The following is a 23922-nucleotide window of genomic DNA, read 5'->3' on the forward strand; positions in this document are numbered from 1 at the left end:
ACAATAAGTATAGAAAATCTGTCTAAAAAAGCTTAGGGTGAAAAAAGTGAGCGTTGCCAGAAATAATTTAACGGAGACGGCGGAAATGGCTAAAACACTGAAGCGGGCAGCTCTATACATATCATCGGTGCAAGACACCTCAACTAGGAAAGATGCAAGATGACTGACCTGAAATGTATTGAAACCAATGAATCGCTAAGCTTTTACCTGCCATACGAACTAAATGCAGGGTTCAAAGTTCTGTTTAAAACCGCGCGCTGGAACTCAAGCATAAAAGCCTACGAGGCCAAGAATACTACTCAGAACAAGAACAAGTGGAAGCTGTTCTTGGAACACGCTGGCGAGGCGAAATCTGCACTCAAAGCTTACGATGTGCTTGAGCCTTCGATGAGCGAGATAGAGAAGCTGTGCGAAGAGTTAAAAGTCTGTACGAAAGAAGCAACTTCAAAACTACAGCGAGCACGAGAACAAATAGCGCTGCTTACACCGGAACATGAACGGCTCGTAGCGCAGTACAGTAAAGTTGCAAATGAGTTGAAGGATGTCGAAATTCAACGCGAAAAATTAATTGCCCCCGTTCTTGACCTGTACCGGAAGCATGGATTTGACGCGATAATGCTCGAATATCAGTCCGGCGCTAGGCGCGGCTATGCTGGCAAAGATAAATGTAGCGCGGCTGAAGAAAAACTTCGATTACTGAGAAAAGAACTCAAATTGTCGGGCTTTGTTGTAAAAGGAATGTCTGAGCTGTTAGAAACCTCCTTAAATCGCGCAGACCAACTCCTAGAGCGGTCAGAACGGCTGGCAAAAAATAAGCTTACCGGAATCGAACCTTACATCGAGAAGACTTCGAACCTGTAAAACTACGGAATCCATTTGAACTTCATTTAGGAGAGCTGCGTCGCCTTCGGCAAAGAATTTTAGCTCAGAATGTGTTTGAAAAACCATTAGGTTGAATGCGGCCCGCGATGCGGGCCCCCCTTATTCTTCCTACATTGCTTCAACGATATGCATCTTTGCGCATACCGCTGATACCTATCTGATAGGTTCCTTTGTAAGGCTACCAACAAATGACGAATGATTGACGATGTTACGTGAGACACCGCGTGTCAAGCGGCGATACCATAAAAATCCAGACAGATGCATAATTTACCGTCGCTAATTTCAGCGCTGAAATCTGCGCTTTAGGCGTTGACGTGTGTGGTCTACAATGAAAACTCGTCGGCACGTATCAGAATCATTGAGTGTCTGTGTACTGCCCTTCGGGTTACTTACTTTTAGCAGCTCATCCTACACATCATAGGTTTCCTTCAAATTTCAGCGCTGAAATCCGTTTATCTTCGATACAACGTGTAGCGAACGGAACGTACTCCATAGTACGAATGTACCGATTCGGTCAGCAAGCAATGGCTTCGTTTAAGTGTGGTAGGCCTTTACTTCATCTATTGCTTTATAGAACGTAAGGCCGACTTTTGCTGCCGATTTCAGCGCTGAAATCTCCAAGACGCTCTAGTGCAGACCAGCCGGACCGTCCCTGATAGTACGACTTCAAAGACACGGGCTCGACTGACAGATTTTGTAAAAAGTGCTGCCTTCAGGGCTGATGCGAAATCATTCTTGAGCGGCCAACTGAGACCATGCTGCGTGTCCCGGCAATTTTCAGCGCTGAAATTCACAATCGCGTTGATGCGAGCCGCCGAGGCGGCCCTAATAGTACGACTCTCTCGACATTGTTAGAGGTCGATAAATTCGACCTAGGCTTCCCATTTATCCACAGAGCTTAGCAGCAAAGTTCCAAAGCGAGGTGTAGTATGGCTCCGCAAATTTCAGCGCTGAAATCGTTTTACACCAGTTTTGCGTCAACTAGGCGTTACGCTAATACAAACGCGGCAACATAAACCAGCATCGAATTTTTCTGGATGCTTAATGCCTGTCGGGCAGGAATGAGCTTAGCCAATTTCAGCGCTGAAATTTTCCGTATCCAAGACTCTCGGACTGGTGACTAACCGTCTAAATGCTACCGCATGACGCAATTTGAAGGCCGGTCGATAATGCCTAAGCTCCATGCATCGAATGCTACAAAAACTTAGTACAACGCCCGTGCTATTAGAAGCACTGGCGCAGTGCATCGATTGAACTGTCGCGCCCTACGTTTTTTCACCATTAGCTCACGTTTTTGAACTATTTTTCCTGACATAACCTCCTTTTTGCAACAACGGCAGCAGAATTGCTTGCGCTTTAGACAGTTCCTGCCATTGTTTCCCTATGGCACTACGAAGGCCGTTGGGCGAATTGGGAAGCCCCGCTTCTCGTACAATTGTTGCCGCAAGCTCAATTTCTGACACTGCACCGGACATCAGTTTTGTTACTCGAGCTGATGTGTCCGAGGTGGCACCAACCGAGTCTACCTCGGGCAAAATGCTAAGCTCCGCTCGGATTTTCTTTATCTTCTCAGCATCGCAGCCGACTTGATACTCGCGACAGACCGCTACCGCATCAGAGAGCAAACGTAAAGCATCCGCTAGTCGCCAGCCAGGGTCACACTCGTGCTCTTGAGCCAACCTCTCTCGTTCTTTTCTCTCCGTGCGCGCAGGTCCGAAAATGCGACGCTCAAGATATTCCAACTCTTCGCTGGTATAGCTGTATTCCTCCTGCATTGCCTGCGGCACCTCTTCTGCGTCTATCGGAAGCGTCCCTGCGCTTTTGTACACTCGTTTTCTGTGCACGACTTCTTTGTCTTCACATAACGCTCGGTATCGAACTTCATCGACGCTCGTTCGCGTCAAGCGCCATCTATCATTTTCAATTTTCGCGTACATCAGTTTCTCCGCAGTTAAAACCTGTATAGCAATCGGCACGGCTTCGCCGTCAGCGTGGAAAATTAACCGTAACCACTAGTGCCCGTATCTCGAGGCGCGGTGACGGCACTCTTACCATCGGCTAGAACAACTTCATTTCGCGTCAGGCCTGAGGGCGCTGAGCGGCAACCGTTGGATAACCAGCGGCGGGCGGGACGGCGTTCAGCCGTCGCCATTGACAGACCGTTAGGCGTGCATAGGTCGCAGCGGAACCGAAAGAGCGTTATCGCGAGAACAGCTGCTCGCGAACGTGGCGGGCTGAGGCGGGGCGAAACCCCGCCGCCGGACAAGCGCGTGAGCGCTCGGCTGTTGGCCGTAGGCGTTCTGGCGCGGGCCCCCAAGTTGCGACGACGATACAACTGCTCGCAACTTGGGGAAGCCAGGTGTGCACGCACGCAGGTTCACGGCTGCATGCCGACGGGCCATGTGAACAGGGTGGCCTTACAGGTACGGTAGGGGTCCGGCGGCGGGGTTTCGCGCAGGCGAAGCCTGCCCGAGTGCACGTTTGCCTAGACAGACGTCGCGACGAATACACAGATGATGCGCGCCCCAGCGCGCAAGGCAGGACAAGGGGACAGCACAGTTGCCCTGCCCGCGTCCGGCCGTGCATCGTTCCCTCGAGCGCACCAACAGTTGCTTTTGCGCGAGCGGTGGAGGTTATTGCATCGACGTAGCACGGTACCTATACGAGGGAGCTAGACAGTTCGCGCAAAGGTTCGCGAGCGGTCGACGGCCACCTTCGAAAACATCCATTTTTAGGAGTACCAATGAGACACGTCCCATTTCGGCGACCCGCAGTATCCTCACCTCAACAATCCCGACAAAAGTCACCTCCGCGCCAGGTCGAGCGCGGATTGACGAAGTATGTTCACGCGTCCATCTTGAGGCAAAAAATCGAGTTCCGTGCGTTGATGTGCTTAAATCGCTTTCGCTACGTACGTGCCATAGACATCGCTATTGATTGTTTTGCTGAACGGCCATACGCAGCAGCACGCCACGCGGCGCGGTTAGCAATCAGAGGACTAGTCAAAGGCGGCTACGCGCTGAAATACCGCACCAAACGGCACCATACAATTTACGCGCTGACAGCCGCAGGCGCCAGACGGCTTGTCGAGGCATCCAGCAGTAGCATAGACGCCAGGTCGAGCATTCGCTCGGCAGCGAATCTTACTAATCCTGAACATTTGCTCTGGGCGAACTTCACAGTGCTTGCCTGCGAAGCTCGTGGTGTCCATGCGCTAACCGAATCTGAAGTCATGCGTGAGTTAAACGTTGGTACTAAAAAAATACCTCAAGCGGTCCAAGGTCTGCTGACGGTAAAGGCGCGGCGCAAAGTAGTGAACGCCGATGACGACGAGCCAACGAAAGTTCACCTTCGCCCAGATGCGTTGGCGTTCGAGGACGACGGCTTGGTTTGGTTTGAAATCGACGCAACGAAACGGAGCGAGACAAGGCGAGCGCGATTGCTAGCATTGATACGCGCACTTGGCACCCAAATTCCCCTACTACGGACCTCAGCACGGTCTCGAGGTAGCAATCACACTCTCGTTCGAATCGTGGTCTTAACGCTCGAGCCAGCAATGCTGGAAAGGTTGCGCTCCCTTATCAGGCAAGAGGTAAATAAATCAGCACGTCGAATCCTTACTGTGGATAGCGGCCACACACGACTCACTGGAGTTGAGCCAGATACGTACGCAGTATGGCGTGCAGTCTACAAGGAAGACGGTACCGAACAGGTCGATGTTTGCGTCGGCCACATCGTGCTTCAGCTAGCGCCCACCTGGCTTCCTAATTACCAAGGAAATGACCCCTTTAAAAGCAAACCGAGAGGATGGTTTGAAGAAAACTACCTTCCTTATCGCCGAGCAGCATCCTTACCTACATGGCCAGCACCGATTACACCATTTATCTAACGTGCAACATGATTAACGTGGAGGCGCAGTATCAGCCGGATGCTTAATCGTGAATGCCGCAATTTTCCTGCTCGTCGGATTCGCATCAGCGTATATCAAATCTAAGGACCAAACACTGATGTTCAACTCCGTTGCCGCCAGCGAATATCGATAGTTGCTATACGTTGTTGGAGCAGCTCAAACGTAGCTCCTTTTCTAGATAAGGACAGCACATGCAAGCATTTGCAAACGTAGCAACTCAGCCAGAACGTAAAGTAAGCAAAACCACGCAGAGAGGATATTACGAGTTTCGTGCATGCGAAAGTCAGCGGGGGGAAGACAAGTTTCCAACATGGTACACGATACGAATTATGAAGGATGAAGACCCCAAACTATTCAAGGGGGACTTCGTTAAGGTAACCGGAAAGTTAAAAGCAGATTTCTATCTTTCGCGGGAAGGCAAACCCACCGGCACGCTGCTCATCATTGCCTTTGAAGCGGCGAAGATTAGCAAGCCGGTCACTCAAATGCAAATTCAAAAAACTGAGGCCGACTTGGCCACCTCGTAGCTTATTGATGGCGTCCCTCAACGGGGCGCCTTTTTTAATTGCCAAAATAAGCTTCTTGTCCGACAAATCGTCCCGGGATTGAGGTGCTGTTCCGTGCTAGTCGCCCATGCGTGAACTGGGCAACATCTTCAGCGTACTCCTGCGTATAACACCCTCGCGACGAGCTTGCTCTTAGCCAAGATGTTATCGCATTCGTCGAAGATGCCTTGCCCAGTATCCCAACGATATAAATGTGATAGATAGCGGTGGCGTCATGTCACCTTAAAGGGCGATTTCAGCGCTGAAATTCTGAACGAATTTATGACGTTTCCCTGCCCTGCTATCGCGAGCTAAGTCTCCAGCCCCAGCTTTTGGGAGCCCGCTAGCTGTCCTGAGCCAGCGAGAAAATGCCGCTCGCTCGAAGACTGCTACCGTGCAACGTACCGATGGAACGCTGTGTCCACGATTCTCAAATTTCAGCGCTGCATTATATTCTTATCCTAATTTACGCAGAGCGCTCATTACTCCAGGTTAAATTTTTAGGCTATGTTCATCTTTCGAAACTCGTGTGCAGAAACCACTTCCTTTTCTATTGCTAATACAAAGAACTACTCTTCCGCAGTGTCGAGGCAAGGCTGCTCTGGAGAAAGCCCAGCAACCCGGCCATCGCGAGCCATGCGTGCCACATCCTCAGCCGTTCATTGCAAGAAATTATCAAATCTTCCAATTTGAACGCTGGCTTCTCTTCGCACTTATTTTCGCTCGTTTATAATCTCCATTATGGATTGAGTTACAACAATAAAGCTTAACATATTGCCCAACATCGCCAGCTGGTTACAGCATAAGTGTTTTTTAAGAAAATTATACCTAAACTAAAGTAGCGGCTTTGTTGTACAAGCATCAAATCCGAGGAAATGTAGTTTACATAGGCGACAACATTGGAGTTAATTATGTTTCAGTTTGAACAGGCAGTACAAAACATCGATGGCACCTCCAGGACAGTTAACACCACGAAGTTGCACGTCCTCGGAGTTCTTACTGATGTTTTAAAGGGTAAAGTGCGCAGTGTTCGTGGGAAGCCAGTGGACGTCCCCAATGGCCGCGTTATCGCACGACACTGCAATACCTCTGAGGGCTGGCAAATCCTCGAACAATGGCTGGATGGGCCTGGAGGAAAATACATAGAAATGTCATGGCTCACTGAAAACGATTTGTTTGTAGTAGTGACCGCTTGATTTTAGCCCACCTCATGGTGGGCTTTTTATTTTCCATGCGAAGCTCAAGCCTGTCCGCACTTTATCCTGAAACTTCAGCGCTGAAATCGCCGCTAACAGTCGGTGTCGAGCACCTGACGAGCTTACACATGCCCAGGCCGCATTGCGGCTTCTAACGACTTCTATCTAAACAAGACCCGCGTCGAGATTTCAGCGCTGAAATTCATTGTTTTGTTGCACCAGACGGCGCCAGAGCTTACGAATGGTGCTTATATATTTGTTCAGGCGACGAACGCGAGCGCTACCGCTCACGACCCAATTTCAGCGCTGAAATTTGTGCTTCAGGACGCAACACCTAGCTAAATTTGTCCTCGGTTAAAACCTCTTCACGTGCAATTGGAGTAGCTGCTCGAAACAACCGTCACAATTATTTCACCCGACCTTACAGTAGACGGATAAAAACAGGGCCATTTCTGTTCTACACGAGTTATCGGACGAGGCACGACGCATCGTCCGCCAACTAAACTATTGGAGAAATGAAATGGCTAACAAAAACTATACGATGATTCCTGGTGACTTTTGGAATCGGAAGCTCACTAAACAAATTCTGGCAAGCGGTCCGGAAGCAATGACTCTGGCGTTGTACCTGATGAGCTGCCACCACGCGACCTTCCTAGGGGTGTACAGCCTACCATTGGCTTACGCTGTGCAAGACACAAAAATGACTCTGGCGCAAGTCGAAACGGCGATGGCTGCATTGGTAACGCTGGGGTTTGCAGTTTACGACGGCAATGCTGAGATGGTCTGGGTCGTCGAATCGGCGGGCATTAGCCTTGGCGAACTGAAGGAAAATGATAAAAACGTCATCAAAGCACAGCGCGAGTTTGAAGGTCTTGCAGAGTGCACGATGCTTAAGGAGTTCCACGCCAAATATGCGAAGGCCCTCCACCTCAACCCGTTCAATGGCGCAGTCGCGGAGCTAGTGGTGGCTAACGCTTCTGTAGCGTCATCGAAAGCTCTTGCAACCCCCTCTGAAGCCCCTTCTAAGCATATAAATGAAGATGTAGACGGAGACACGCTTGAGGCTGAGGCTCCGAAGGTAGAGCCCCCGCAAGTATGCGCCACGCCTGCGGAGGCAAAGGGCGAAGGCCGCGAGGAAACGCCTACCAGGCCAAACCATGGCACATGCATTGAGACTATGCCAAATGGCGATGCCGTGCACTTCGAGCTTGACGACGCTACGTCAGCAAAACCGTCATGGCAAGCAGCTTGGGACCGACTCGTTCGAGCACGTTACACCTACTGCTGCGACAACGACGAAGCTACCCTAGACATGCTGCTCAAGAAGCTCTACCGCTTGCAAGCGGGCCGAGCGACAGAGCAGGCTATCGTAGCGGCTATTCACAACATGGACTTGGACCTGAACGATATCCAAGCGCACTACAAAGCTGTCGCACCTGCGCTGCACGCTGAGTAATCAAAAGTCGGGAAGGCCCCGCCATGGGGCTCTCGTGCTGTGTACGTTAGTATTGCCACAGGGATACCAATGGAAATTGAAAAAGTTATAGGGTTGCACGTTTGGAATCGCCAAGAGCAGGTTGAAGCTGAAGACTTGTTTTTGAAAGAGCTTGTCCGGTGCATTAAGTCTGCGAACGCGCATGACGGCTTTACAGAAGTAATGAAGCTGATGCGCACCGTTGTACGCGCCTACGACGAAGAGAAGGCTGAGTACGAAGTACTGGGTGCTACTGGCGCCGCTGCTCTAGCTCAAGAGCTACGCATCATGACCGTCGACAAACCGTATGGTCAGTACAAGATGAGGCTCAAGCCTGTCCGGGTCTTACCGTGAACTTTCAGCGCTGAAATTCTAGCTAAAAGTCGTTGTCGAGCACTTTATAAGCTCGCACACGTTCCGGCCGAGTTGCGGCTTCTAATATTTTGCCATGCTCATCGGCGTCCGGGTCAGCTAGCGCCTTGACGCTATCGAGCAATCCGAGCGCCCACAGTACAGACAGCACACTACCTATCGAGGGGCCTTGCGCCCCTTTTTCTATTGCATATACCGTCTTGCGTGTTATGTCGCACTTCATCGCAAGCTCGTCTTGTGTCAAGCGACGCCGGACCCGGGCAGTGCGTATGTTGATGCCGAGCGCTGTCAATGCATCACTAACTTGGCGCGGAGTGTTCGAATTTTTGTGCAAGGTATTACCCTCTAGGCCAAATAACGGGTAATATCTTACCCACATTACGGGACCTTTTTCGGCTTGAGTTGCTCCTCAATCTTAGCGTTGTAAGCGTCGTAGTCGAAGGTGCTCCGGTCAAAGGGCTGACGTTCTCCGAATTTTCGAGGCTCACCGCTGGGCTTACCATTCTCGAAGTCCGGAACCCCATGCTTGGTAAGATATTCATCGAGAGTGCCATCTGCCGCTATTTGAGCCAAGTCAGCCAACGTCACTGCTGAGGTGCTTGAGGCTTTTTTCATAGTAACAGTTCGCTCGTATTTAATTATCTGTTTGCCAAAGCACAGCCGCCTACGGATGCGGCGGGTTCCGGTGTTAATAACGTTATCACGCGGGATTTGTGTGCTGCGGCCTTCGTTGTATTCTCGGACAGCTTGGCTAGGGAAGACCAATATCCCAAGCTTCTCAAGAACCTTAGGTGCTAGAACCGCGAGGGGACGTACAGGTATGGGCTTACCGCTCAGCGAGCTAAGTTTGGCCCTAGCGTAGACTCCGACGCCAAGGCGTACGAGCAGTCCGACATCCAGTAGAGTGTGGAGCGCACGAGATACCTGCCTTTCGCTACCAAAGCTCGCAAACTCAGTTCGCAGGAACACGTCGGCGGGACTCGCCACCACATAGCGTCTTATAGCCTCAGTTTTCGTCATCAAACGCTCCAAATTTCAGCGCTGAAATTCATCGGTTCGTAGGGTACGTAAACGCTGTTCAATCCACTCTTGTTCAGGCTTGGAAAATTCCCACTCCCCGGTCTTAATTTTCTTCGAAAAGGCGGCAAGGGTCTGCTGTTGCGTGGACTCTTCAGACCAACTGGGGTATTCCACCCGTTTACGAGCGCAGTATTTCATGAGTTGCTGCGACATGTCTTCACACACGTCGTATCGCTCTGCCCTGCTATCGCAGTCTTCTTTATAAATGCCAAGCCGCGTCAATACCGCAACGACCTTTGGCTGCGCTCCGCCGACCACGCCTGGGATTGGATGAGGGAAGTCTTCAGGAATATATGCCAAGTCAACCTCCATATTCAATGCACCAAGTACGAAGCGGAAATAAGCGTATGCTATCACAGCTTTTGGCGCGAAATAGAAAGTTTCCTTTCTATGCCAACGAAACCGTTGATAAGCTAGCCTATGTAGTAACTCGTGGGACAGCATCACGTCCACAACCGTAACGATGCCAAGTAAAAGCGAGCCGTCGCACGTCCAATTGTAGAAGCTGCTCGATACACTAAACGAAGAAACAGAGAGATTTCACCTTTGTAGAAATAATGATGAATTAACTCCAGAAGACTCGCACACTTGTGAGTCATGCCACTTGAGAATCACCCTATTCCTCCAAACGCGACACTGAAAACTGTCTTAACAAAAGGAGACACCGGCAGAAATCTGTCGATGCCGTTTCAACATTCTTCCAAACATGTCAGCATCAAAAATCTCTTCCAGTTAAATCATTCTTTATGTACGGCAAGTAGCACTCAAATAGTTCGCGGCATCTTATTTCAAAAATTTCAATGCCATAAGCGGAAAATGCTGCGGGATTTAGAGTAATATCAGATTAATTGGGCCTCCGAAAAATCGCTTTGATACAATAAATATGCTGCGACCATTAATATTTTTAGATTTCGACGATGTGTTAGCTATTGACCCTTATAAAAATAGCGCAGAAGGCATGTTCGCATCTCGAACCGGATTTATCGATGACGCGGCTGGCCTTTGGCGAGGTTCATTTCACGAACCTGCGCGCTCGAATCTACTTAGACTACACGATGAATTCGAACCCGAGTACATAATCACCTCCTCATGGACGACGTTTCTGAGCCGCGAACAGATATCTAAAATATTGCTTTTAACAAATCTGAAATTCGTCGACAGAAACTTGCATTATGCATGGACGACCATTCGTGAAGACAATTCGTATAGGCTGACTGAGATAGACAATTGGTTGAAAATTAACAACACAAATGAGCCACGCCCGTATCTTATACTTGACGATGATTTGAATGGCCAGTCGCTTTCCGGTTCACATCTTGAAATCAATTCAGTGCTGTGTGAACCATGGGCAGGCTTCACTGCGGTCAAATTAAAGCTAGCTCAGCTTATCCTACGTCGTCAGGTGTGAATCAACCATAAGCATTCACTCAAAATTTTATCGATATTTTTATTTCAAGTTATACTGAAATTTAAAATATTCTACCAGGCCACAAAATAACGACGACCAACTGTACATTGAGCTGCGCCGATATTCCCAACACGCATCGGGTAGGCCACATCGAGGTCAGCTGCTTCGAGCCATCCAAGCTCGTGCGTTCGCCAAACAAGGGTTGGCCCACCACCGTTACGAAATTTCAGCGCTGAAATCAACGGTGTCTCAGCCATATTCTAAGTCGGTTCGCCGCCCGAGGATTTCTGAGAAATGTTCCATTACTGTTGGCTCATGACTACCGGGCTCAAGATTTAGAAGCTTACGGTCCAGAGCATTCAACAGTTCAACATAGCACAACTTTGTTCAGCGCTGACGGTCTAGTTCGAGCCCTTTCTCGCGCAGACAAATGCGAATGCATATACATTACTGGCTGGGTTCGACTACTTCAGAATGTGATGGTCGCTGCTCGCCAAGCGATGCCCTAGGATGGGCCGAAAGTGACTACTGGAGTCATGAAATTTTAGCGCTGAAATCTTGCACGGCAGTTCCCGATACCGGACGGTCTGCCCGTATTAGTCAATAGGCCAAAGAGACTGCGTGAGATATCGGCGAGTAACGTTGATGCGTCCTCAACCCTCCGACATCCTAATCGAACTTCTACACGTTATTCTGAATAGGCAATTCGGCGACTTAGAATCATCTTTTCACCATTATAAAGATAATGGTGAAAGTGAGAGGGGCGAATATGGTGGTCCGGTGCCACTTTACGGCTCATCTTGACGAGTTTGACCACGAGAAGATGAGCCATTCTCGCTCTTAGCACCTATGTACATCCCTCCAGAAGTGAACACTACGCCAGACTCTTGTCTCAATTTAGAAACAATGCTTTCCCCATCATAAGTCATTACAGCCCCAGCGATTCTCTCCATTTTAAGAACTTTTGAGATATTTAAAAGAAGGTTTTCCTCATAAGAAAAACCTTCGACCCTACGCATTAAAAATCCTACCGTTCGACTCACTTCAACAATGTTTCGATTCGAGGCAAGTCGAAGAATTCGCAACACTTTGCGCCTGAATATATTCAAAAATTCCTGTTTATCCATAGAGGCACTGTAAGCCTCTTCGGCCGCAAGGTAAATTCCAACCCGCACCCGAATTCGGCTTTCACTTTTTAAATATCGGTTCGGAATGCCGAAAACATATTCGCTAAAAATATTACTTTCCGTGCGCGCCCATTCCGTATCACCATACCGAACAACATCCGGAACAGTACCTGCAAGCGCCCGAAATTGGTCAACCGTTTCAAGAATAAGCAAAAGCTTACATACACTGCCAATTAGTTCGATTGTGGAAATTTCCTCGGTTCCAGTGTTGTCACCTGGTGGGTCAACTACTGTAATCGTCAATGCTTCGTTTGCATCTACGCTTGTGTGCACACATACTGCGGTCTTTACGCTTTTGGGAAACTCGGCGCCAACGAAATGAATGCATGGCAAACTGTCTAGTTGCGCTAGCCCTTGGACAATTCGCATCCAACGGTCGCTAATCGCCCCGCCTTTACTCTCAAACACGTGCCAGTCTCGATTATTTGAATGCGCCAAGTAGTCAGGATTTTTTTTGGACGTTGGTGAGAATTTCACCGGTGCAGGATTTTTGTTTACCGCTTTAGAGTAAATACCAGCATGAAGGAAAAGATTTAGTCCGTCTCCTCCGGCCCGCAGCCATAGCCTAGCTGCAACATATGAGCCGATTCCTCCTAGGATGAATGACAAAGCACCTTTTTCAGATGCTTCAATCTGTTCATACATAGATTTGATAGACAATGCCCTATTTTTATCTCTTAAAAGACAAGACGTAGCTAGTGCAACACGGCTCAACAGATATCGCGCCAAGTCACTCGCCTCTTGCTTATTCATGGCCAAATCTGAAGTCCATAGGTCGCGCCGTCCGTACCCTCCCTCCAGCGCAGCCTGAATAATTTCGACGCCCGTTAAAATATGCTTACGAGGTAGGCTCCCCGTTGTTCGAAGAGTAATTTGGTTTATCGTTTTGAAATTTGAATCGATAAATGAAAATGGCTTCCTGTATTCCAAGAGGCCATTTTTCCCCAAAGTTTTGGAGTGAACTGTTTTACTCGATTTAGACTTAGGGAGATAATAAAGAAAATTATTACCAGCAAGTGATATCGCCATTAAAACTTTTGTACTTCTCGAGAAATTTGTTTTTCAAGTGAAATATATGGATAAACAATGTAGCGCCGTTAATAGTCACCCCCAAATAACTGACTACTACTTAGTTTCATAATAGACCAATTTTCAAAAAAAAAGGCGCTAAAGGTAGTCAGAAATTTCGGCACAAGAGTTTTACCAGTCGAATCTGATTTAACCTATTTTTCATATAGATATTTCTGAAGATGTAAATTCAACATGTGCCGCATCATTCGCTCCGGATTATGAGTGTTGCCATGAATGAGGCTATTCAACATTTCGAGCATAAATCGAGTTGATATTAGAACATTGACTTTTTTATCATAACCCGAATTGTACTGCAACCTGAAGTGTTTTAACATATTATCGGTGGGCTTTTCCAATTCAGTTCTATATATTAGAAAGGCAATGTTTCCATAGTGAGGTTGATTGAGGTAGGATGCAGTCTGACGCAACTCATTTACACCGATATCACTGTAATTTTTAACTTCAAATACAACTAGTCGCGCGCGATAATCTTCTAATATTCTCTTCCAAAAATAGGTATCTCCGCAATTTTCGGCCACAATGTCGCGCCGTTCTGGCGCATTTCCATTGGGATGCAACTCAACGCTAATAAAACTTTTCCCGAATAAGAGTGAAATGCAGGACTTGCACCAGACTTCGAACAATCCTGCTCCGTCCTCGCCGTCATAAATAAAATCCAGCGATGCAGCTAAATAGTGCCCTTCTCGCATGTTGGAGTACAATTTTGAAGCAAAAAAATTTGCGGTGTTCAGGTCACGCCACGGATTCAGTTCATTCAAAAAATCTTCGTCAAATATAAAGATATTTTCTTCTTCGAGGTACCATGCCGGACTACCTTTTCTCCACTTTAAAAATTCAATTTCATTGCATGCTGCCAGAATATATTCCGCAATTCCGAATCCTAGACTCTCATATATTCCAAAATGGTTACCGCCGTCACTGGTCAAAAGTGTAACGTATTTGGAACCGGTAAAAACTTCGAAACCGTACGGACAATTTCGCCCCAACTTCTCAGACTGATGTTCAAGAGACAAAAAGACAATGTCATGCCCCAGATAAATACCATTTTTTTGACGCATGCATATTCTTCCAGCAATCTTATCCGAAATATCTAGCGCACGCCCTTCTAGATAAATAAGGGGAAGTCCAAACGCAATATCCTCTAACCGGGGAATTTGTTCAACTATCAACAAAGAAATATCGCGAGCATTTTCCCTCACATCTCCTCCAGACTTTAAATTTCAGCGATAATAATATCGACACTGAAAATTCTAACTCACTACATTTCATCAACTTTACGACCTGGCATCGATATATGCCACTTATAGTTCGGCGTTGCACACAATTGGTGAATCATAATAATAATTTCAGTGCAAGATACCGGGGACGCCTTGAAACACTCGGCCAAGACTATCTTATAAACATCGAAGACTTTATCCGCAATTTCATACTGGAATTAGTTCGAACTCAAGCAGTTACGCATCTAGTCCAGGGTTCACTACTGGTGATTTTTCACCATTATGCGGATAATGGTGAAAACTCATCATTGGCAGACTCCAATGGTCGATACTTACGCGCGCACGTTTGAATTGCGCGCGTCATTAATAATTTCCAGGTCTAGTTCACAACCTTAGACATTAGGTCGTCAATGTTTCGCGCGACCAGATACGAGGCTGGACTTTCACCAACTGCTAAGGCTTGGAAGTGGGCTTCACCACAGCGAATCTTGGCACTTTCCTTGTCGCGAAGGTCTTCCGCGAAAAGGCTGCCCTTGGTTTCCACTACGAAGTAAAGCTTCTCTGCGCCGTCCACATCTACCAATACTGCCCAGTCGGGGTTATAAGTACCAAGGGGCGTGGGAACTCGGAACCAGGATGGCAGCTTGGCGTAGACCTTCACTGCCTCGTTCTTTTCTAAGTCTTCGGCAAAGCCTTTTTCCACGCCGCCCGAGTCATAAACCACGTACTCGTAGACCGCCTTGGTCACGGGTAGCATGTTTTTCAGGTAACCGGTCAGTTCTTCTTGATTAAACAGTTCCTGTGCGTAGAAGGCGTCGTCGCCGATACGCTGGTACTTGATGCCATCGACTAGCGCCATCCGCTTCGCCCGATTGACCGAATCGGCCACCAGGTCGATGAACTGCTGCGGATTCTTTTTGAAGTCGTCCAGGCGTTCACTCTCCGTCAGGATGCGGACCAAGCTGCGTCGGGTCAGTTGTGTACGGTCCTGCAACTCAGTCAGAATGTCTGGCAGTTCGATGTCCTGCTCTTCAAGGATGATAGGGGCAGACGACGCGGTTTCATTGGTATCGACACCGCCCTTGCCAATGGCCAAATCCGCCTTGCGCCATTGCAGGCGGGTCTTAGTAACCACCGGCAGGTCCTTCACCGCCTGAATACTGGCTGCTAGCAGCGCCTCGTTGTCGAATTGCACCCGGTAGGTGGTCTTGTGTTTAATTCGGTCCCACAGCGCCTTAAATTCAGCACTCTGCAACACTGCTTGGCGGGTCTTGATGGGCTTGCGTTCGTCTGCATTCTTTACCGTTAGGCCACCCGCCAGCTTCTTCAGTACCTCGCCGATTTCGACCATTTGTGACACGAACTCTTCCGGGAGGGTGAAGGTCTTGTCTTTCAATGCCGTGCGCAGGGCGTCCTGCACCTTGCCCTTGGCATCCACCATGCCAGACTCATGCAGATAGGTCCAGATTTCCTCGGACTTCTCCACGCCCAGCGGCTTGGCCTCGCCGTTGGCATCCAGCACTCCAATGGCGGCGAATTGATGTTTCTCGACGATGCCAAAACGAATGCCGGTGTCGGCCTCGATTTCCTTCTGCAGGTTGGCGGCAAAGTCCTCATAGCTTTCGGTTGCCACCACGGTCAGCGTATTAACCTCAAAGCCACGCTGGCGCTCGCCATTCTGGTTGACGCACAGGCGCAGGCCGCGACCAATTGTCTGCCGACGCTCGCGCTCCGAGCCAATCTCGCGCAAGGCGCAAATCTGGAACACGTTGGGGTTATCCCAACCTTCACGCAGGGCGGAGTGGGAAAAGATAAACTTCAACTTAGTTTCGAAACCTAGCAGCTTTTCCTTGTCCTTCATGATGAGGTTGTACGCCCGCTCCGCATTGTCCCGGCTGGTTTGATTGCCCTCACTAGTGTCCTGCCACCGGCCCTTCTTGTCGATGGAAAAGTAGCCGTCGTGCACCTCTGCCGCCTCAAGGCTCAGGTCCACTTCGCCGAACAGGCTACGGAACTTGGGCTTTGACGCCACCGCCTTGTATTCGGCTTCGAACATCTGAGCGTACTTGCCTTTCAGCGGCACGCCGTTCGCGTCGTAATGGCGATAATGCTCCACCACGTCGATGAAGAATAGCGAGAGCACCTTAATGCCCAGCGGGTTGAGCCGAAGCTCCTTGTCCAGATGCTCTTCAATAGTACGACGAATCATCTGACGCTTAACCGCATCCTCATCCACACCGCCAATGCCCTCGCCAATACGTAGGGGTGCCTCTTGATTGCTGAACTGTACGTACTCGTCGCCCTTACGGCAGCCAATGTCTTCCACCAGAAAGCCCGCATACAGCGAGCGGTTGGTGTACTGCACCAAGTCATAGCCTGCCTGCACCGTAATCTGCTCCCTGGAGACAGACGTACCGCGCTGCATATCGACTTCCAACACAGCTCGGATTTTGTTGGCTTTATTACTGACCGAAACTAAGCGCACGTAGGCCTTGTTGTGACCGCCCTCCACAGCAGCGGACGCCACCTCAATCTGCTTCACTAGCCTACGCTCATAGGCATCGACCGCATCCAACCGGAACACCTGATGATGCTTGTCCGCGTGTGTAGCGGAATAACGCAAGGTGCAAAGCGGATTCATCTTATCCAGAGCTTCCTTGCCCCGTCCCTCAAGACCACCATCTACGCTCTGAGGCTCATCGACGATGATGATGGGAAAGGTCGAGCGTATCAAGTCAATCGGCTTCTCGCCGCCCGTTTTCTCGCTATCTTTGTAGAGGTTATTTACGTCCTGCTTGTTGATGGCGCCTACAGTGACCACCATCACCTGAATGTGCTGGCTAGTGGCAAAGTTGCGCACCTGCCCTAGTTTCGATGAGTCATACAGGAAGAAATCGAAGGGTACCCCGGCATAGAGGCTTCGGAAATGCTGGGCCATGATTTGCAACGACTTATAGACTCCTTCCTTGATGGCCACCGAGGGCACCACAATCACGAACTTGGTGAAACCATAGCGTTTGTTCAGTTCGAAAATGGTGCGCAGGTAGACGTAAGTTTTGCCCGTGCCGGTCTCCATCTCCACGGTGAAGTCGCCAGAGGTCAACACCGACGACGGACGCAAGCCATTGCGGAGCTGGATGTTCTTCAGATTGGCCAGCAATTCATCGTCCAGCAGGGTCAAGCGGTTACCTACTCCCAACTCGTTTTGCACAAGTCCCAGTTGACCTTGGGTAAAGCTGCCACCCAAGGGCAGTTCGCCCTGGCCAACTGCGCTTTGGGCGCTCTGGCTAGAGACGGTAAATTCGGTGCGGCATACCTCCTGTCCGCGAAACAGGTCGCACACCGCCTCAATGGCGGCGTGCTGATAATCGAGATTGGATTCAAAGTGAAGTTTCATCAGGTCCTCACAGACTACGCACGTTTTCGAGGCCGTTTTGGGCGAGGATGGCAGTCATATTGGTCTTGGCGACGTCGTCGACGAAGGCACTGTCGCGAAATATCACTGTCGAATCACCAATCGGGGCCAATTCCTTATGCCAGGACACAATTCCCTCAGCTAACGCTTCGACCTCATCGGCCACAATCTTCTCGGCTAAACAGAGCATCAGCACACCAGCCCCGACCGCACCGACTGTTTTACCCATTACTATCCGCGATTCCATAGGTACGCACAGGTCAAGACCACGCTTCAGCAGTACCTCATAGACGATGTCTGCCTCTGTTCGCCCATCGACGATATGCTCATGATGGTCCAACAAAGACTTGGCTAGGTCATCTCTATCTGGGTTCCACTCACGAATACTCGATTTATCTAACTTAAATACTCTAAAGCCGACATCACTATTCGCTGCACTTTTCTTGCCGCGTATCTTTTTAGCAGAACGCCTAATTCGTTCTGCTGTAATGTCAGCGATAGTAGGAAAATCTTTTCGTCCTGTTGGCTCTGGAAGTTGAGCCAGAATGAACCGGCGGTTAATACCATCCTCATCTACCTGCCGCATTACGGCATCGGCTGTAGTGCCACTACCACCAAAAAAGTCCAGAATGATGTCGCCATCTTCACTCGACGCAAGCCGAATGAGACGTTGAATCAAACGGGTGGGCTTGGGGGTAGGAAACACATCCGGGGCATCGGGAAATAATGATTGAATCTCCTTTTTTGCCTCATCGTTATGCCCAACTTCATTCCATGTCCAGATAGTCTGAGCAATAACACCTTCCACATCCGTTAAGAATCTCTTATATGCAGGCGTGCCGTTTTTCCCGTCCATCCCCCACCACACACGGTTTTCGCGAACATTTTGTTCGTGCTTTTCTTTACTGTAGCGCCAAACCGCAGATTTGGCAGGCCAGATATCCTCGCCCGTGTTGGGCTGTGTGATTGAAAAGTAGAGATTAGGACGTTCCTCGGCCGTTTTGTTGCATTTATAGTTATCAGCACGCCATAAGCCTCTAGGGTCATTGTCAGGGTTCTTATAGGCTGCATTCGTTTTCTCGCTTCGTGCTTCACGATTCAGCGTTGCAACTGCCTGGCCTGTGGCGCTAGTTGCGCGATTCTTGACGTACGCCAAAATGAAATCATGAGAAGGAGAAAAGTCGATGGTATCGTTCGCCGGGGCATACTTCTTTTGCCAGATGATACAGCCAAGGAAGTTTTCTTCGCCAAAAATTTCGCCACACACTTTCTTTAAATTGTCGACCTCACCATCATCAATACTTATGAAGATGACGCCATCATCGCGCAATAAGCTTCTAGCCAGCCAAAGGCGCGGGTATATCATGTTCAGCCAATCGGTGTGAAATCGGCCACTTGCCTCAGTATTTGCTGAGGTCTTCACTCCCTCCTCAGTTTGCCCTGTCAAACTAAGATAATTTCCGATACTATCCCGAAAGTTATCCGGATAAACGAAATCCTTGCCTGTATTGTACGGTGGGTCAATGTAAATCAGCTTAACTTTACCTGTATAGCTCTTTTGCAAGAGCTTCAGAACTTCAAGGTTGTCTCCCTCAATTATCAAGTTTTGCGTCGTATCCCAGTCAACGCTTTCCTCGAAACAGGGTCGCAGAGTACCCGTACTCGGCGTCAAAGCAATTTGGCGTGCGCGGCGCTTACCGTGCCAGTTGAGACCATACTTTTCCTCAAAATCGTCTAGAGCCCCGCCCAGCAGCTGACGCAGTGTGTCGAACTGGACTTTGCCATCGGCAAAGGCCTCAGGAAAAAGCAATTTCATTTGCGCCAAGTTGTCTGCGACGATGTTAGCAGACTGCGCTTCAACGTCGTTTAATTCGATTCTTTTCATATATAATATTCAAGTAAATAATATGTTTAAAACGCTAGCAGCGTAGATTGGTTTGCAGCTAATTGAGATTCCAACCGCTTGATGGATATATTGAGTTCGACGAGACGATTCAACTGCTTCTCTTTGCTGGCTTGGGCGCGCAAGGCAGACAGCTCCGTAAGCAGAGAAGAGCGCTGCTGCAGGAATTCACGCATCTGCCGGGTTTGCTCAGGCGAGGACGGCAACACGAAACGCCCGGCTGCCCCTGCTACAGAAAGGCCCAAGATGCAATTCACCCAGCCCTGATAGAGCGCAAATAGGTTCCTATTAGGCTGGGCTGACAAGCTTAGCGCACCTAAGAAACCCTGCACGCTGGCTGAAAATAGCGCTTCTGATGCAATGGGGAATGTGGTCAGCACCTCATCCACAACAAACTTGCCGACTTCATTTTGGTTGAAGCGTTTATGGGCAGTGGATACGCCGATACAAGTTTTGTCAGCATTGAGAAAAGAAGCCAGCAGTAATACAGGGTACGGGACTGCCCGGTGTATCAGTTCGAGCAGCCGTGCGGCCTTGGCGTTAGGGCGAAAGTCGACCGTAAGCACGGCGATTTCAAGGTACTCGCGTTCACTGTCCTGGAATACTGGCACGCCGATATTGGTAGGCTTTAGTGCTGCAACCCACATCAGCTCTTCGATACCGTCCTGAATCTGGCGCTTGTCGCTTGCGGTAGGTGCGCCCTGCTCTACAAATAGCTTCTTGGGAATGCGTTGGTCAACCTTGGCTTCGGTAGGCAGAGCCAGCGCATTGAGCACTGTAGTCAGACTCATAACGTCGCCCCAGGCACGACAACCAACCAAGCGACCACTTCAAAGTCGCTACTGCCTGCGACCTCACCCTTCTGAGCATGTGTGCCGCCTGCCGTAAATAGACTGGCCACGGCTTTTTCTTCCTTCTTGCCGACAACCGAAGCGATGGCTGTAGCGAGCAGGTCTTGTGCATGCCTCATATCTCTGCCGTCGCGTGTGACCTTGTCAAACCGGGCACACGCCATAGCGTCGGGCATGTCACGCCCAAGGCAGAGCTTTTTCAAACGGTCGAGAATCTGCTTGGGTTGGGTGAATGGCAGTGACACCTCACCGTTATTTGCGATATGTACCAAATAGTGCGGGGCCAGCGGATATCCCGACTCAGCAGCGTTGGCTGCCTTCTCGCCCACGGCACGCAGGCAGAACACGATGCCCGGAGGAATCGACGCGTCACCGAGGTCGGACGTGGTAGTGACAGCAAACGAACCCAGCGGCATCGCATCTAAGAGGCCAGGATGCTCTTTCAATTGGCTGGCCAGGTCGATACGGAAGTCATTCAGAGTCAGGTCAGCAATAGAAATTCCGCTAGAAAGGTCTTCAAGGTCGATGACTGTATCCTGCAACTTCAGCAGTTGCTGGCGGCGGTACTCCAAATCGTTCATCTGGTTACCCGACTGCTGCTCGATAAGGTTTTCCTCCCCCGTGGCCGAGATGTCGAGCAGGACCATCCTGCCGCTGACCCGCTGTTCGAGATTGATGTATTCCTCCAACTCCATGTTGGGCCAGAAATTGGCAAGCTGAATGCAGACGTTGGGCGAGCCAATTCGGTCAATACGCCCGAAGCGCTGGATGATGCGCACGGGGTTCCAGTGAATGTCGTAATTGATGAGGTAGTCGCAGTCTTGCAGATTCTGGCCTTCCGAAATGCAGTCGGTAGCAATCAACAAGTCGATGTCGCCCTCGTGAGCATACTCAGCGGGGCGCTCCTTCGAGCGCGGCGAGAACGCCGTCAGCAGGCTTGCAAGGTCGGTGCGTAGCTTGGGCTGGGTAGTCCTATTACTGCCCGTCCCCACAATCACCGCCGAGTGAATGTCCAGTTCAACCTTGGCCCACGGCGCAAGCTGCTGGTATAGGTACATCGCGGTGTCGGCGAACGCGGTAAAGATGATGACCTTCTTGTTGCCCACGTTGATTGGCTGAGTGGCTTTGTCCGCAATCAGCTTACGCAGCGCGACAAGCTTGGCATCTCGCTCTGCCGAGATTTGCTCTGCGGCTGACAACAGCGTAGCGAGACGGTTGCGGTCTTCTTGTAGGTCTTGCCTCCAGCGTACCCTGTCCACATCCTGCAATAGCACCTTGACCTTGCGGCCCACCAGCAAAGATTCGTAGATAGGGTCGTCCACCTCGACCTCATCGATGTCGAGTTCCTCGACGGAGTCATGGTGGGCGTCAATGCGGGCAAGTAGGGCGTCCACGCCTGCCAGCTGCCGCTTAAGCGTCAGCGCGAACGACATCACCGAGCTTTCCATGCGCTTGAGAAGATTAACGCGAATCAACTGTACTAAGCTCTCTTCACGGTCAACTTGCCGGAAAAAGCTTTGGCCGCCACGAATGCGGGTGCTGTATTTGGCGTCGTAGTCAGCCATCTTGTTCGGCAACACATAGCGCAATGGGGCGTAAGGACTGAGGTTTAGCCTCCGAATTTCGTTGTTGATTTCTCGAATTGCCGGGAATTGACCTAGCAAATCGACATCGGCCTTGATGTTGAGCGGCCTCAAACGGCTTGGGAAGTTACCGGTTTCAGCCGTGCCGTAGTACTTCTCGATGTGCTTGCGCGAACGGGCAATAGTGAGCAAGTCAAGCAGCTTAAAATAGTCAAAGCCCAGCATGTCCATAAGGCGCGAGGGCCTACGTTCCATCTCCTCTAAGCGTAACCACCGATTGAACTGAGATTGGGCTTGCCGGACCGTTGCTTCGATACTGGGAATGCCGTGGGCATCGAGCGCGCCGTCCGCTCCTTCGGTAAGAAAGGCAATCTGGTTCTTGAGGTCTGCGAGCCGGTTGTTGACCGGTGTAGCAGACAGCATGAGCACCCGCGTCTTGACGCCTTCGCGGATGATTTGCCGCATCAGGCGGTCGTAACGACTCTCTCTGCCCTGGTGAGTAATCTTGTTACGGAAGTTATGGGACTCGTCGATGACTACCAGGTCATAGTTACCCCAGTTTACGTGAGTGAGGTCGATGTCGCCCGACTGGCCGCCGTCCCGCGAGAGGTCAGTGTGATTCAACACATCGTAGTGAAGCCGGTCAGCCGCCAACACATTGCGCCGGTCGTTCGATTTGTAGAGGGTCCAATTGTCTCGGAGGCGCTTCGGGGCTAGCACTAGGACACGGTCATTGCGCAATTCGTAATATTTAATGATAGCCAATGCTTCGAGAGTCTTGCCGAGTCCCACGCTGTCCGCAATAATACAGCCGCCATGTCTTTCAAGCTTGTCTATGGCACCTACCACACCGTCCCGCTGGAACTTGTACAACTTTTGCCAGACAGAGCTGTTCTTAATGCCAGTAGCCGACTTGATTATTTTCTCTTCATCAAGTTCATTGCCAAGGTCTTTGAAAAGGTGATATAGCGTCAGGTAATAGATGAGCGAGGGCTGCCGATGAACGGACAACTCGCTGAGCCGCTTCAACAGTTCAGACTTGGCCGTGCTCGTGGCAGGTAAGTTAGACCACAGGCCGTCGAACCACGCAGCTAGGAGTTTGCACTCCTCAGGATTCTCTGCTGACTGGACAAGGCTGAACTGCTCATTGGGAGTAAGACCAAGCCCGCTGGTGCTGAAAGAGCTAGTCCCCGTGATGACGCGCTGCGGAGCTCCGGATTCTGAACGGACCACTATCGCGGCTTGAGGGATGCCTCCCTTGGCCTGTCTGACGTCCGCCTTTTCCAATATCCAGTCACTACATTGCTTCGCGAGCCAACGCGTTTGCAAACGGTTGCGGAATGCTCTATCGGCCTCCGAGCCGAGCAATTCCCAGTGTTCAGGCACTGATGCAGGCAGGGCAACACGAACCTTCTTCGCCCCGGCCAACAGCTCTTGCAGCTCAGCGAATGCAAAAAGGGAGAAGGATGGGGACGCCAAATCGTACGCGGACTTCGTCCCCAGGAACTGCCGAAGCTCGTCAATGACCCTGTCATTGCCGCTGTTTTTTATGAGACGCAAGTTTTCCCCCTTCGTATCCCGAAATCATAAGCGACAGAGCCCGCATCAACAGCTCTGTCCTTGCAAAAAAGCAACAGCCGATTTCAGAGAATCATACAGCACCATAGGGATGGACTCCTAGCTTACCAACGCCCATGGAGCCAGAATCCTGAAACTCTAAGTCACACATAATTTCGCACTTTTCGTCTCAATGCCACTGCTGCAATTTCGCTATTGTGTAGGTGAATGTACATACATCCGTAAACGA

The 23922-nt window shown here is 50.0% G+C and carries 17 protein-coding genes; 7 read left to right on the forward strand and 10 right to left on the reverse strand.

The genetic code is table 11. From position 1 onward, the window contains the following. The first annotated feature begins 159 nt into the window (after positions 1–159). Complete coding sequence (locus QPK32_RS04120) at positions 160–861, forward strand: hypothetical protein (protein ID WP_290411501.1); 702 nt, start codon at positions 160–162, stop codon at positions 859–861. 1307 nt (positions 862–2168) lie between these two features. Here the strand turns inward: QPK32_RS04120 and QPK32_RS04125 are convergent. After that, on the reverse strand, positions 2169–2819 hold the full coding sequence (locus QPK32_RS04125) for a hypothetical protein (protein WP_290411502.1): 651 nt from the start codon (positions 2817–2819) through the stop codon (positions 2169–2171). A gap of 920 nt (positions 2820–3739) precedes the next feature. Between QPK32_RS04125 and QPK32_RS04130 the strand changes: the two genes are divergently transcribed. From QPK32_RS04130 to QPK32_RS04150, 5 genes are all read left to right on the forward strand, one after another. Next, entirely contained in the window at positions 3740–4771 is a 1032-nt protein-coding gene (locus QPK32_RS04130) for a replication-relaxation family protein (protein ID WP_290411503.1), read from the forward strand. A 212-nt stretch (positions 4772–4983) separates the two neighbouring features. After that, entirely contained in the window at positions 4984–5319 is a 336-nt protein-coding gene (locus tag QPK32_RS04135; RefSeq protein ID WP_290411504.1) for a single-strand-binding protein/primosomal replication protein n, read from the forward strand. A 929-nt stretch (positions 5320–6248) separates the two neighbouring features. Continuing rightward, positions 6249–6533 carry a hypothetical protein gene (locus QPK32_RS04140; RefSeq protein ID WP_290411505.1) on the forward strand — a complete coding sequence of 95 codons (285 nt, stop codon included), beginning with the start codon at positions 6249–6251 and terminating at the stop codon, positions 6531–6533. A gap of 520 nt (positions 6534–7053) precedes the next feature. Further along, entirely contained in the window at positions 7054–7989 is a 936-nt protein-coding gene (locus QPK32_RS04145; protein WP_290411506.1) for a hypothetical protein, read from the forward strand. A gap of 69 nt (positions 7990–8058) precedes the next feature. Continuing rightward, positions 8059–8361 (forward strand): hypothetical protein, encoded by a 303-nt coding sequence (locus tag QPK32_RS04150; protein ID WP_290411507.1) that lies wholly within the window; start codon positions 8059–8061, stop codon positions 8359–8361. 22 nt (positions 8362–8383) lie between these two features. Here the strand turns inward: QPK32_RS04150 and QPK32_RS04155 are convergent, their stop codons facing one another. Genes QPK32_RS04155 through QPK32_RS04165 form a run of 3 tightly spaced genes read right to left on the reverse strand, consistent with a single transcriptional unit; the run spans position 8384 to position 9906 of the window. Further along, entirely contained in the window at positions 8384–8758 is a 375-nt protein-coding gene (locus QPK32_RS04155) for a helix-turn-helix transcriptional regulator (protein WP_290411508.1), read from the reverse strand. Beyond that, positions 8758–9399 (reverse strand): DUF6088 family protein, encoded by a 642-nt coding sequence (locus tag QPK32_RS04160; RefSeq protein ID WP_290411509.1) that lies wholly within the window; start codon positions 9397–9399, stop codon positions 8758–8760. Before QPK32_RS04160 ends, QPK32_RS04155 begins: the two co-directional genes overlap by 1 nt. Before the next feature lie 15 nt (positions 9400–9414). Beyond that, positions 9415–9906: a hypothetical protein gene (locus QPK32_RS04165; protein ID WP_290411510.1), complete on the reverse strand. Its 492-nt coding sequence runs from the start codon at positions 9904–9906 to the stop codon at positions 9415–9417. 436 nt (positions 9907–10342) lie between these two features. Between QPK32_RS04165 and QPK32_RS04170 the strand changes: the two genes are divergently transcribed. Further along, on the forward strand, positions 10343–10867 hold the full coding sequence (locus tag QPK32_RS04170) for an HAD domain-containing protein (RefSeq protein WP_290411511.1): 525 nt from the start codon (positions 10343–10345) through the stop codon (positions 10865–10867). Positions 10868–11655: 788 nt separating this feature from the next. On the opposite strand, the gene QPK32_RS04175 is transcribed toward QPK32_RS04170, so the two are convergent. The 6 genes from QPK32_RS04175 to QPK32_RS04200 all read right to left on the reverse strand — a co-directional run bounded on the left by QPK32_RS04175 (position 11656) and on the right by QPK32_RS04200 (position 23675). Further along, positions 11656–13083, reverse strand: coding sequence for a hypothetical protein (locus QPK32_RS04175; RefSeq protein ID WP_290411512.1), 1428 nt, complete (start codon positions 13081–13083; stop codon positions 11656–11658). Between the two features lie 194 nt (positions 13084–13277). Next, positions 13278–14345 carry a hypothetical protein gene (locus QPK32_RS04180; protein ID WP_290411513.1) on the reverse strand — a complete coding sequence of 356 codons (1068 nt, stop codon included), beginning with the start codon at positions 14343–14345 and terminating at the stop codon, positions 13278–13280. Positions 14346–14742: 397 nt separating this feature from the next. After that, entirely contained in the window at positions 14743–17760 is a 3018-nt protein-coding gene (locus QPK32_RS04185) for a type III restriction-modification system endonuclease (protein WP_290411514.1), read from the reverse strand. Positions 17761–17767: 7 nt separating this feature from the next. Then, positions 17768–19663 (reverse strand): site-specific DNA-methyltransferase, encoded by a 1896-nt coding sequence (locus tag QPK32_RS04190; protein WP_290411515.1) that lies wholly within the window; start codon positions 19661–19663, stop codon positions 17768–17770. A gap of 26 nt (positions 19664–19689) precedes the next feature. Further along, positions 19690–20472: a DUF4391 domain-containing protein gene (locus QPK32_RS04195; protein WP_290411516.1), complete on the reverse strand. Its 783-nt coding sequence runs from the start codon at positions 20470–20472 to the stop codon at positions 19690–19692. Further along, the gene (locus tag QPK32_RS04200; protein WP_290411517.1) at positions 20469–23675 is read right to left on the reverse strand and encodes a helicase-related protein; all 3207 of its coding nucleotides are present in this window, start codon (positions 23673–23675) and stop codon (positions 20469–20471) included. The genes QPK32_RS04195 and QPK32_RS04200 overlap by 4 nt, the downstream gene beginning before the upstream one ends. Positions 23676–23922: the final 247 nt, after the last annotated feature.

The sequence above is a fragment of the Massilia sp. YIM B02763 genome, assembly GCF_030412015.1.
GTDB lineage: Bacteria > Pseudomonadota > Gammaproteobacteria > Burkholderiales > Burkholderiaceae_D > Telluria.

What these genes read in the sequence shown, in the direction of transcription:
- QPK32_RS04120 (WP_290411501.1), top strand. Translation starts at nt 160, where the DNA reads ATGACTGACCTGAAATGTATTGAAACCAATGAATCGCTAAGCTTTTAC.
- QPK32_RS04125 (WP_290411502.1), bottom strand. Translation starts at nt 2,819, where the DNA reads ATGTACGCGAAAATTGAAAATGATAGATGGCGCTTGACGCGAACGAGC.
- QPK32_RS04135 (WP_290411504.1), top strand. Translation starts at nt 4,984, where the DNA reads ATGCAAGCATTTGCAAACGTAGCAACTCAGCCAGAACGTAAAGTAAGC.
- QPK32_RS04140 (WP_290411505.1), top strand. Translation starts at nt 6,249, where the DNA reads ATGTTTCAGTTTGAACAGGCAGTACAAAACATCGATGGCACCTCCAGG.
- QPK32_RS04145 (WP_290411506.1), top strand. Translation starts at nt 7,054, where the DNA reads ATGGCTAACAAAAACTATACGATGATTCCTGGTGACTTTTGGAATCGG.
- QPK32_RS04150 (WP_290411507.1), top strand. Translation starts at nt 8,059, where the DNA reads ATGGAAATTGAAAAAGTTATAGGGTTGCACGTTTGGAATCGCCAAGAG.
- QPK32_RS04155 (WP_290411508.1), bottom strand. Translation starts at nt 8,758, where the DNA reads ATGTGGGTAAGATATTACCCGTTATTTGGCCTAGAGGGTAATACCTTG.
- QPK32_RS04160 (WP_290411509.1), bottom strand. Translation starts at nt 9,399, where the DNA reads ATGACGAAAACTGAGGCTATAAGACGCTATGTGGTGGCGAGTCCCGCC.
- QPK32_RS04170 (WP_290411511.1), top strand. Translation starts at nt 10,343, where the DNA reads ATGCTGCGACCATTAATATTTTTAGATTTCGACGATGTGTTAGCTATT.
- QPK32_RS04175 (WP_290411512.1), bottom strand. Translation starts at nt 13,083, where the DNA reads ATGGCGATATCACTTGCTGGTAATAATTTTCTTTATTATCTCCCTAAG.
- QPK32_RS04185 (WP_290411514.1), bottom strand. Translation starts at nt 17,760, where the DNA reads ATGAAACTTCACTTTGAATCCAATCTCGATTATCAGCACGCCGCCATT.
- QPK32_RS04190 (WP_290411515.1), bottom strand. Translation starts at nt 19,663, where the DNA reads ATGAAAAGAATCGAATTAAACGACGTTGAAGCGCAGTCTGCTAACATC.
- QPK32_RS04195 (WP_290411516.1), bottom strand. Translation starts at nt 20,472, where the DNA reads ATGAGTCTGACTACAGTGCTCAATGCGCTGGCTCTGCCTACCGAAGCC.